The organism is Paenibacillus terrae, from assembly GCF_000943545.1.
Lineage (GTDB): Bacteria > Bacillota > Bacilli > Paenibacillales > Paenibacillaceae > Paenibacillus > Paenibacillus terrae_A.
Genome location: NZ_JTHP01000040.1, coordinates 48,330 through 58,663, shown reverse-complemented (window position 1 = coordinate 58,663; position 10,334 = coordinate 48,330). Strand labels below are relative to the sequence as shown.

Here is a 10,334-nt window from a genome sequence, read left to right as displayed (position 1 = left end):
CCGCTGCTAGACACCAAACCGTACCAAATCGAAGTAATAGAATCCATCTTAAATAAGGCATAACACCCGGGGCTATTGGGTCCTGCGGCGGGTAGCTGCGCCCAAAAACGCTCAGAGAGGGGATTTTAATGGGTACATCCATCCCAAATCGAAAAAACGAGACGGCTTCTCGGGGTCAGGGCGACGTTAGAACGTACACTCTCAGCCCGGAAGAACTCGCAAAGATTGTCGGCAAGCCTATACCAAAGTCTCACATAAAGCCGCTGACCTTCCGCGCCAAAACAGTGAGTAATAAGGAGGAACAGGCCATTATGGCTAAATTTGAAAAAGATGATTACTTGAAAATACGGGCCAGTGGAGCGAGCCGACAGGCTACTGCAACCAAGTTGGGAATTTCACTCAAAACGCTTGAATCGTACTGGCTTGCAAAGAAATGGGATATTAAGACACCAAAAGCCGAAGAGGTGGCAATTGCTAGGTATAAGGAGTCTATCCAAGCCAAACCAAAGGATGATCCAAAGCCTGTTCCAGCAGTTGCAGAGGCCGCAGCAAAAACGGAGCCTATCACTCAACCGGAGGAACACTGTGAAGAGGACGAGCCTTATAAACCCGTGCTGACCAAGGCAGAGGACGAGGCGATTAAATGGCTCCTTACTGAATGGACTAAGGAATCTCTATTGGTTGAGCATGCCATAGCTCCGAACGGATGGGAGAAAGGCACGAAAGCAGAGGCTTTGAACGGCATGTCTGTCTGGTTGTTGGCCCAAGCGCTTATTGCGGGGTATACGGTAGAACTGACCCCGGAAGAAACATTGATCGAAAAATATGCTGATTCCTATAACGTAGATTCCGCCTACAACGAAGGCTGGAGAAAAGGAGTTAGATCAGCGCTCATTGCTACGGGAAAAAGCATTGGTGGCATAACAGATTAGCCCCCAAGGGCAGAGAGGACATAACACAATGGAAATCGTTATTAATAGATGTTTTGGAGGATTTGGGTTATCGACTGCCGCATTTCACAAGCTGATTGAATTGGGGTGGAGAGTAACGGTTTACACGGATGACTATGAGTATGCAGATCCAACAGCGGATTTGGTTGATATGAGCGACCAAAACGATAGTTTTTTTCCCCCTTATTCATTTATAGGTGATAGAGACGATAAGGAGATTCGGACCAATAAAGATGTAATTGCAGTCGTCAAGGCCCTTGGTGATAAAGCAAATGGACCTTGCTCCAAATTAAAGGTAGTTGAGGTACCGGATGATATTGAATGGATCATCACCGACTATGACGGATTGGAAACAGTGGCAGAAGACCACAGGGTGTGGAGTTAAGCCCCATAGGGGACAAGAAGGAGGGGCAGTACATGTATATAACGCCAGAGCAATATGAACGTGCTGAGAAAAACGGGATATCTGCCAGAACGTTGGAGCATCGGGTTAGAATCGAAGGTTGGTCTGTGGAACGGGCTGCAAAGACACCATTGAGAACAAAGCATGATGAATTCGCGGATATAGCAGAGCGCAACGGCATACCTCGCACAACCTATCAGAAGCGGATTTATAAGCTGAAATGGACTCGTGAAAAAGCGTCCACTGTGCCCGTTAAAAAGCCAATGGTGCGTTGGCCTGAGGTTGCGGAGCAAAATGGAATCTCCAGAAACACATTTTATCAGAGGGTTAGTCGTTACGGTTGGGATGCCGAAAAAGCGGCCACCACGCCAGTAGGATCAATTTAATTAGTCGGGAGGCTTAGCCCTCCATAAGGGGGAGAGACACATGCAGTATGGAGTTTCAGGGTTCTTAGCTCCAGAAGGGACTTTGTATGAATGCAAATATGGGGGACATCGTAAATTAGCCGCCGATCTGGTTCTACAATATGATATTAGATTTTTCGACGGCGACAGCAATAAGATGCCGGATTTTATTAAATTCGGATGTTCTAACGATGCTGAAAAGGAAGGTAACGGTGCTTGCCATGTTTTCATGTGGTCAGAACCTACCAGCGAACAAATATCATGGATGCTTGAAAACTTGGAACGTATGACAGACGTACAGCGGCGATCGGTTTTGAGCCATCTGGATGCGTTCGGAATTGATGTATAAGGGGGTCTATCCCCTATACCAAAGGAGAGATAACACTATGAAATTTGAACTGTACTCAACATATCTTTTTGACGAGGCTCAGCCGCTAATGTGCATTGGGATTGACCATGAAGACGGATTTGCAGTATTGGCGCCGTTTTATGCCGATGACGAGGATTGCCTGCCTGAACTGCATTGTGAGGACGGCGTTATGGTATTCAACACACTGGATAATTACAAAACGTTAAAGCCACTGCGTATGAACGCCAAAGTAACCAAGATTGTAGCCGAATAAGGCCCACCAAAGGAGAGATATACAATGCATAAAAGATTAAGTAGAACAATTCAACGTGTTACAGGATTCCACAAAATACATCACATCTGGTATTCATACGGATACAAGATTCCTTTGGTAAAGCTGGCTTATTTCCGGCAGCACGGATTCAAACGGCTCGAAAAGGATAAGTACCACAACTGCACGATTACGGGCATAAATTGAGGCATAACAGCCTCTTACCCTACCCAATCAAATTAAAAGGAGCGAATAATCATGGCAAAAGAAATTTTGTGGAGCGAAGATCAGGAATTTGCATACGGAATTAAGGCAGAGTTCATCAACAAGGAAGACTTTATAGCTACTGTAAAGGCCGAGCACGAGGACCTGACAGGCGAAGAGTTCGATGTTGTAGATGTTGAGGTATGCACCGGACTGTACACAGATGAGACATTAGAGGCGGAAAAGATTATCCTCCTGAAATACACCAATGTCCAGATCGAAAACTGGTATGTCGGTCGAGTCGAAGAGAAGGAAGTATAGGGGCCTTCTGGCCTCTTACCCTATACCCCTATATACCTTAAAGGAGATGATAAGCAGTTGGCTAAAACAGATGTGACGTTGCAGTTGGAGCGCGATATTTACGCAGCCACGAATAAAATGGGGGTGTTCGGCTGCTTCGAGGTCACCATAGGCTGGTACGGAGAACAAAGAGTAGACTACATGACCTATGACACAAAAGGAGTTTTTCGCTGCTATGAGATAAAGGTTAGCAAGTCAGATTATAAAAGCAATGCACACAATACATTCGTCGGTCACTACAACTACTACGTAATGACCCGCGAACTTTACGATCAGGTTGTGTCTGAAATACCCGCTCATGTTGGTGTTTATGTTTTTGGTTCGTGTATGAAACGGGCAAGAAAGCAGGAATTAGGAGTGGGAGAAGAAATATTGAAAAACTCCTTGATACGCTCCTTGTCGCGGGATGTTGGTAAATTGTTGAAAAGCAATAATCCCGACTATGTGAATCGAATGAATAGGCTAATCAACAATGAGCGCAGAGAAAAGGAAAATTACAGAGAAAAATATTTCAACCTGCTGAGAGAATCAAGAAACTGAACCACTATAAGGAGAGTGAAAGGATATGAGTAAGACATATGAGTTGCAAATGGAGATATTTTAAAAGCTACTAAATTAGCTGGAGAGTTGGTTTTAGGGCTTGAAGGGAGAGTAATTTGCGGAGATAGGGTCATCGGGAGCGTGATTGCTTTGGGTAGATCGCTTGTAAGAGCAATTGTCAGAGAGGGACCGGACAATAGCCTACCTGACCGGGCCGGAGTATGAAGCAAACAAGAAACAGGCCGATAATGATTTGGCAGCCAGCTTGGTTGAAAAACAGGAAGAGGTCCGCAAGCTCAGTAAGGCACTGGAAGAAATAGCATCCGAAGAAATGATGATCGGTAGCGCTCCTGTAAAAATGAAGCACATTGCACAGTGGCATTAGGTAGGGGTTAACCCACTAATACAATACGCTCCTGCACTCTGCCTGAGCGTTGGAAGGATGATAGATATGGGCGATATTTTAGATAATCTTGCTTTTCGGCCAGGAGATAAAGTAAAGCTTACCGATTGGCATGAATTTTCGTGGTATTGGGATGGAACAGATATGGACGAACATCATACAGTGACGTTGGCGCCAGAAACGATACTTGAGATTTATTCATCCGGTCAAAGCGGACATACCCCACCATATTACACCTTTGAAATGTCGCATCCACAGCATGGAGATATATGCATTGATTTTGATACAACAGAGGCTTTGGGTATTTTTAAGCTGCATGAAAGATTTGAGGATTAAGCCTATACAGGGTACAGGGTGTCGGTCACAAAGCAAACATAAGGGAGGATAAATGAGAATGAATGAACTTCAGATAGCGGAAACAAAGGGTCTTGCGGATGTGCATGTGTACCAATTGTGTGAATGTGATGCAGTTGCAGCCTACTCGTTAGAGGAAGCTAAAGAATGGTACAAGAGTTTAACCGGGCTGGAGGACAGTGACCTGTATCCAGATGATGAAGTAGAAATTGTCAGTATGAGCTACCGGGTTTATGAGGATGAAGGCATGGGCGAGATGATAACAGTCCAAGAGATCATTAACAATCGTTGGCAAGGAGAGCCGTTGTTGGCATTCACATCGGGATTTTAAGCAAACAGGGTGTCGGTCACACGGCACCTTCGGGTTTGAAATAATGAACATCATTTAGTGTTTCCTTATAGTAAAGATAGATCGGCGGTTTGGCGTGTGCCGATATGTAAAATCTCGTTGTGCTTCGTCCATCCAAATTAAATCTAGTCGGCATCAAATTTGCTGTAACACCAAAAGCGGCGAAGTCCGTAGGTTCTCCATCTATCACGTTGTCAACCTTTACAGATGTATATTCATCTTTACTAAAATTCATCAACTCTCGTGCTTCTGGGGATACGTATACCCGACCTGTGCGTGTGACCTTTATAAACGCATCTTGCATATATACCAACTCCTTTAACCAAAGGATATACAAGCTGTTAAGGGATGTAAATATTTTAAAAGAGTTGTAGAGATTTAAACATATCGGGGAGGTAAACGGAATGATCAAACGTCAGTACCGCTCAGGCGGACAGATCAAAGAGCAACGCGGGCCCAAAGTTCCTGGTCCAGATGGTTACGATGCTCCTTCAATAGGGCCGGATCTGCTACTAAATAGCTTACAGACACCTTTGCCCAAAGAGACAGTTAAGGAGATTCGCAGATTGGACCGTGCTGGTGTACCTCGTTCGCACATTGCCAAGCTTACGGGATTGTCGAAGCTGCGAGTTGTCCATGAACTGGCTATGATGGGCGTGGTAAAGCCGGACCCTAGTAATAAATATGCTCATAAGAGCAAGCAAAAGGGGTGACCGTCAAGTATGTGGTTTAAGATCCTGCTGGGCTCAATTCTAGTAATCTCTTTCCTCGGAACAGTAGCAGAAGGGGACCGCAATAAAGAGTCTGCTCGCAACATGGCCTGCATCTGTGTTGCATCTATTATAGCGTTGTCGATACTGTTCATTTTCTATAAATAAAAACAACTGAGAGGGGTAACCACCCATGAACGTAACTATTAAAGCTCATTTCAATAAACAGACAAAAGATTCTAAAAAGGAACTTGTGCAGTTCTACGTTAAAGGTGACGACGAGCGCCGCCCAGAACTCAATCAAATGACCCGGGAAGTGGTGGAGCTCACAATATCCAGCCTAGAGGGCGTTAAGCTCACTGCCGAATTCAAAAAATCGGCAAAAGACTCCAAGAAGACTGTGCTAGAGTTCGAGGTTAAAGGTGATTCATCCGCATCACAGACATTTGAATTTTATAAGTTAGCTGGGTCGGATGTTGACTTGACTATCATGGAGTCTCAGATGGATATAGAAGATTTTCACGAGCAGCAAAAAGAGTACAGAGAGGGTAAGCGAGGTACGATCAATCAGGACGGTACAGTGGATGTGGATCAGTCGGACGATCCCAACCAGGCTAGTATTCCGCTAGATGACGACGAAGAAACCGCAGTCGCAGCAATTGCCGCCAGTGCTGCAGGTGGAGATAACCCGGACGACGATTTGCCTTTCTAAGCAGACCGCACTTATACGCTCCCCGGCTTCGGCCGGGGGGATTCAATACAGAGCATGAGGTGATTACAAGGTGGGTCAACAATCATTTGAAGATTTTGAGTTGGAAGAACTTGATCCTAAAAAAACAAAGTCAGCGGTGGAAGGCGTTCTCCAGAAATATAGGATGTACCGTTACCTTGTGTCTGAGGATAGAGAAGCCAGCACAACCGCAGCGTACAGCGATATGCCGCGCAGCAGCCCAACTAATGTGACAAGTGATCAGACAGCAAGTATAGCTATTCACAACGTGGATGCACAATCATTCCGTCGTTCTTTTGTTGAAAGAGTCGAGCGGGCCGTGAACGCATTGCCCAAGACGGAGAGATTCTTAATCCAAAAGCGATACATGAATAATGACGCGGAGTATATAACGGATGGGCACGTTTATAACTTTGAGTTTCAGCCTCCATGTAACAAAGACACTTACGGGAAGATACGCAGGAAAGCATTCTATAGATTAATACTCAAACTGGATGATCTCAAAATATTACGCATATCAGAAATTTTTAATCCCGAATGAAGGACAAGCAGTCTTGAATAAACTATACAACCAAGATCGGAGGGGAGGGAACGATGTTAAGTCCAAAAGGTTATGGCGAATCACACGCGCAAAAAAAAGTGGAAATTGAAAGCAAGGTCACAACGTACATCCAAGGAAAGAATGGACTCATCGGTATCATAGTCCCGCCCTGTGAGGGGCCGACAAGCGCATTAGAAGACCTTCACCGAACGATTGCTGAAATAGCGATCAAACAAGCAATAAAGAAAGAAGCCACTCCAGAATAGGGGCGGCTTCTTTCTTTTTATATAGGTAGCTTATTGAAAAAAGACTGATACAACAACGTTTTTATTTTGGGTGTATCATGTAATAACGTATGAGCTGATCGTTGCTCATACCAATGAATCGGAGTATAAAAGCTTTATCGCAAACAAAAAGAACGAGGCTCTGCAATCACGGATGATCGTGATGCCGATTCCTTACAACCTTAGAGTCTCGGAAGAAGAAAAAATTTACGCCAAGCTCATTGAACAAAGCGACATGAAGCATATTCACATCGCCCCTCATGCGCTGCGGACGGCTGCTATTTTCTCCGTGCTTACCCGCCTGAAGGAGACGAAGAAGCAGGGCATGGATCTGGTCAAAAAGATGCGCATGTATGATGGCGAAGAGGTGGAAGGCTACAAGACAGCCGATCTGAAGGAAATGCAAAGTGAGTTTCTGGAGGAAGGCATGTCCGGGGTAGATCCAAGGTACGTCATCAATCGCATTTCCAGTGCGCTCATTAAGCAAAATGTAGAGTCCATCAATGCACTGGACATTTTACGAGCCATCAAGGATGGTCTGGATCAGCATGCTTCTATTACGAAGGAGGAAAGGGAGCGCTATCTCAATTTCATTTCCGTGGCCCGTAAGGAGTATGACGAGCTGGCGAAAAAAGAAGTCCAGAAAGCCTTTGTGTACTCGTTCGAGGAATCAGCCAAGACGCTGTTCGACAACTATTTGGATAATATCGAAGCCTTCTGCAATTGGGTGAAAATCCGCGACCCGCTTACGGATGAGGAACTCGACCCAGATGAGCGGCTGATGCGTTCGATCGAAGAGCAGATTGGGGTATCGGAAAATGCGAAAAAGGCGTTCCGCGAAGAAATTCTCATCCGGATTTCCGCTTACTCACGCAAGGGACGCAAGTTCGAATATCATCATCATGATCGGCTGAGAGAAGCGATTGAGAAAAAGCTGTTCGCTGATTTGAAGGATATTGTGAAAATTACGACCTCGACCAAAACACCCGATGCTAATCAGCTCAAACGCATGAATGAGGTGATTAAGCGATTGATTGAGGAACACGGTTATACAGGTGCCAGCGCCAACGACCTGCTCAGGTATGTAGGCAGTCTGTTGAATCGATAAAAATCGGTAAGCTTAAGGTAAGCAAAAGCAATAGGCTGGAGTAATGAGTTGTGATGGACGGCGTCGTAGCTGAACAGAGATATCTATCGGCTGCGTAACCTATGAGGAATCCGGTAGTAAGCACTGGGAGTTTCAAGTGCTTGCTATCGGATTCTTTTTTTATCATGAAGGAGTTATTTCAGGTGCTTGTCCATCATTGATATGTGAAAAGTCACAATGAATCCACTAATTTATAACATTTTCCAAAAATGCGCCGAAAAATATGGTAATGTTAAATGGATGTAAACTATTTATTTGGAGGAACCTAATGATTGATGTAGCTGAAAGTAGATTAAAACAGATTCAATATATTGGAATCACGGATGATGATTTGGCTTTATTGCATCTCCATCAGGGTTTGTTCCAATCTATTGTGGATGAGGTGGTTGATCGATTTTATGATCATGTGGAAAAGGTCCCGCATCTCATGTCGATTATCTCCAAATGGTCCAATATTGAACGCTTAAAGGAAACACAACGAGAATATTGGCTTTCTCTGGCAGATGGAAAAATAGATGAGCCGTTTATTGAGCACCGTCTTTTTGTAGGGCAGGTGCATTCACGCATTGGCTTGTCCTCTGACTATTATTTGGGCACATACATAACTTATTTGGACATTGCAGTAGATATTTTGAAGCATTCGGGGATCGACGATTGGTATCCGATTGTTCACGCTCTTTCCAAAATGTTCAATCTGGACTCCCAGCTTGTGCTGGAAGCTTATCAGAAGAAGGAAAAGGAGCAAATTAACGAGCTGGCCGATGAGCAGACACAAGTATTAACCGTTGTTTCCCGAATTGCTCAAAATTTGACTGGTATGATTGCTGAATTGCGTGAAAATACAGATAACATTGCAGATAGTGCACGTACAACAGCCTCTTCGCAGGAACATACGGAAGAATTGGTACAGCAGTTGGGCGATGAGATCAAGCATATTGAGCAGATGAGCGGCACGATTCGCGAGCTGTCGGATCAGACGCATTTGCTGGGGCTGAATGCGGCGATTGAAGCAGCACATGCGCAGGAAGCAGGACGCGGGTTTCAGATTGTGGCACAGGAAGTACGCAAGCTGGCATCCAATTCCAAGCAGGCGCAGGAGCAAATTCAGCGCAAGGTACTGGATATTGCCCATATGCTGAACAGTGTGCAATCCGAAACGGCTGCCACAACAGCCAGCGCCCGACAACAGGCCTCCAGTTCTGAGGAATTGGCTTCCTTTACAAAGCTGATCGAAAATATGGTGAAGGAATTGGAAACGCTTCAGCATTCCAGCGAAATGATGTAGGTGTGAGAGGATAGAATGAGATATCGATACGTTCTTTCTTTGAGCATGACGGGAAAATAACGCTCTCCCTCCGTGGCGGTCCAATCAACGCACCGGAGGAAGAGCGTAATACTTATAAGGAAATGATTGATTTCTTCCATTCAGTATGAGCCGCAAATACCCTTTTCCATAACTCGTCCCGTTCCTGGTGACTATAGTTAACAAGCGGCTCACCAAACACATCTGCCAACACTTCCAGCCACTGCGATTTATGATCCAGCTCTATTTTTTCCAATCCGTTCAGCCCGTGTTTTTTCCAAATGCAGCCTCTTAGTTCATTCGTCTCTAATGCTTGTCTTTGCCGAATCAGAAACAGGTTGAACCATGGAGAATCCGCTGAGCGGCTATAGAAATGATGTTTTGGCATAAACTCTTCCAAATCCCGAACAACCGTAGGGTCATAATCAACGCCAACAAATGAAGCAAGCGAATCATGCTCTAACCGCCAGCCTTTTGCAACAACCCCAGACTCCGTAACCTTATATTGAAGAGGAGCTTGTTCATAAGTGCCCATATGGAGTGGAACAGGCTCATAGGGCATATCGCCTAAACCGACATCAACAATCCATACTTCATCTTCGTGCTGCTCATTTAACAAGTTCACGGTTAACCCAAGATGAAATGAATTGATGCGTGGCTCTGCCCCTAAAGGCTGAACCCCGGCACGATGCAGGCAGACCTTGTAGCCCAGTGAATGTAGTAGTGCGCTGAAGGCACCATTCAGATGAAAACAATAACCGCTTCTTCCCTGTAAAATAAGTTGAACGGATTCTTGAAAACCAATGGCTGCCGGCTTACCTGCAAAAATGTCCACCGTTTGCCACGAAAGAAGTTTCACATGGGCCTTATGCAGCTCAAATAAATAGGATTGGGTAGGAGGCTGAATGTCTTGAATTCCGATCCTGTTTAGATAAGCCTTTATTTCTTCTTTTGTCATGATGTACATGTGCAGTCACCTCTATTGTTAGTTTCTCAATTTATCTTTTCGGAACAAATGATCCCTGAGTCATA

General features: G+C 44.9%; 17 protein-coding genes and 1 pseudogene. 16 read left to right on the top strand and 2 right to left on the bottom strand.

Annotated elements, in window-relative coordinates:
* Positions 1–128: 128 nt before the first annotated feature.
* The 10 genes from QD47_RS18560 (at position 129) to QD47_RS18510 (ending at position 4,569) form a co-directional block, all read left to right on the top strand.
* Positions 129–932, top strand: coding sequence for a hypothetical protein (locus tag QD47_RS18560; RefSeq protein ID WP_044647526.1), 804 nt, complete (start codon positions 129–131; stop codon positions 930–932).
* Between the two features lie 28 nt (positions 933–960).
* Positions 961–1,335, top strand: coding sequence for a hypothetical protein (locus QD47_RS18555; protein WP_044647525.1), 375 nt, complete (start codon positions 961–963; stop codon positions 1,333–1,335).
* Between the two features lie 32 nt (positions 1,336–1,367).
* The gene (locus QD47_RS18550) at positions 1,368–1,739 is read left to right on the top strand and encodes a hypothetical protein (protein WP_044647524.1); all 372 of its coding nucleotides are present in this window, start codon (positions 1,368–1,370) and stop codon (positions 1,737–1,739) included.
* Between the two features lie 40 nt (positions 1,740–1,779).
* Entirely contained in the window at positions 1,780–2,106 is a 327-nt protein-coding gene (locus tag QD47_RS33275; RefSeq protein WP_044647523.1) for a hypothetical protein, read from the top strand.
* A gap of 37 nt (positions 2,107–2,143) precedes the next feature.
* On the top strand, positions 2,144–2,380 hold the full coding sequence (locus tag QD47_RS18540; protein ID WP_044647522.1) for a hypothetical protein: 237 nt from the start codon (positions 2,144–2,146) through the stop codon (positions 2,378–2,380).
* 255 nt (positions 2,381–2,635) lie between these two features.
* Positions 2,636–2,902 carry a hypothetical protein gene (locus QD47_RS18530; RefSeq protein WP_044647520.1) on the top strand — a complete coding sequence of 89 codons (267 nt, stop codon included), beginning with the start codon at positions 2,636–2,638 and terminating at the stop codon, positions 2,900–2,902.
* Positions 2,903–2,959: 57 nt separating this feature from the next.
* Positions 2,960–3,481: a hypothetical protein gene (locus QD47_RS18525; RefSeq protein ID WP_044647519.1), complete on the top strand. Its 522-nt coding sequence runs from the start codon at positions 2,960–2,962 to the stop codon at positions 3,479–3,481.
* A 175-nt stretch (positions 3,482–3,656) separates the two neighbouring features.
* Entirely contained in the window at positions 3,657–3,866 is a 210-nt protein-coding gene (locus QD47_RS18520; protein WP_044647518.1) for a hypothetical protein, read from the top strand.
* Between the two features lie 66 nt (positions 3,867–3,932).
* Positions 3,933–4,220, top strand: a complete 288-nt coding sequence (locus tag QD47_RS18515) for a hypothetical protein (RefSeq protein WP_044647517.1) — start codon at positions 3,933–3,935, stop codon at positions 4,218–4,220.
* A 58-nt stretch (positions 4,221–4,278) separates the two neighbouring features.
* Positions 4,279–4,569: a hypothetical protein gene (locus QD47_RS18510; protein ID WP_044647516.1), complete on the top strand. Its 291-nt coding sequence runs from the start codon at positions 4,279–4,281 to the stop codon at positions 4,567–4,569.
* 16 nt (positions 4,570–4,585) lie between these two features.
* Here the strand turns inward: QD47_RS18510 and QD47_RS18505 are convergent, their stop codons facing one another.
* Positions 4,586–4,891 (bottom strand): hypothetical protein, encoded by a 306-nt coding sequence (locus tag QD47_RS18505; protein WP_044647515.1) that lies wholly within the window; start codon positions 4,889–4,891, stop codon positions 4,586–4,588.
* 100 nt (positions 4,892–4,991) lie between these two features.
* Here QD47_RS18505 and QD47_RS18500 point away from each other — a divergent pair, with 100 nt between their 5' ends.
* The 6 genes and pseudogenes from QD47_RS18500 (at position 4,992) to QD47_RS18475 (ending at position 9,284) form a co-directional block, all read left to right on the top strand.
* Positions 4,992–5,300, top strand: coding sequence for a hypothetical protein (locus tag QD47_RS18500; protein WP_044647514.1), 309 nt, complete (start codon positions 4,992–4,994; stop codon positions 5,298–5,300).
* A 190-nt stretch (positions 5,301–5,490) separates the two neighbouring features.
* The gene (locus QD47_RS18495) at positions 5,491–6,009 is read left to right on the top strand and encodes a hypothetical protein (protein ID WP_052646800.1); all 519 of its coding nucleotides are present in this window, start codon (positions 5,491–5,493) and stop codon (positions 6,007–6,009) included.
* Between the two features lie 70 nt (positions 6,010–6,079).
* Positions 6,080–6,568: an ArpU family phage packaging/lysis transcriptional regulator gene (locus QD47_RS18490; RefSeq protein WP_044647513.1), complete on the top strand. Its 489-nt coding sequence runs from the start codon at positions 6,080–6,082 to the stop codon at positions 6,566–6,568.
* Positions 6,569–6,621: 53 nt separating this feature from the next.
* Entirely contained in the window at positions 6,622–6,834 is a 213-nt protein-coding gene (locus QD47_RS18485; RefSeq protein ID WP_044647512.1) for a hypothetical protein, read from the top strand.
* A 91-nt stretch (positions 6,835–6,925) separates the two neighbouring features.
* A pseudogene (locus QD47_RS18480) lies at positions 6,926–7,960 on the top strand (protein prkA); the annotation flags it as partial.
* Positions 7,961–8,267: 307 nt separating this feature from the next.
* On the top strand, positions 8,268–9,284 hold the full coding sequence (locus QD47_RS18475; protein ID WP_044647511.1) for a globin-coupled sensor protein: 1,017 nt from the start codon (positions 8,268–8,270) through the stop codon (positions 9,282–9,284).
* A gap of 112 nt (positions 9,285–9,396) precedes the next feature.
* Here the strand turns inward: QD47_RS18475 and QD47_RS18470 are convergent, their stop codons facing one another.
* Entirely contained in the window at positions 9,397–10,269 is an 873-nt protein-coding gene (locus tag QD47_RS18470) for an arylamine N-acetyltransferase family protein (RefSeq protein ID WP_044647510.1), read from the bottom strand.
* Positions 10,270–10,334: the final 65 nt, after the last annotated feature.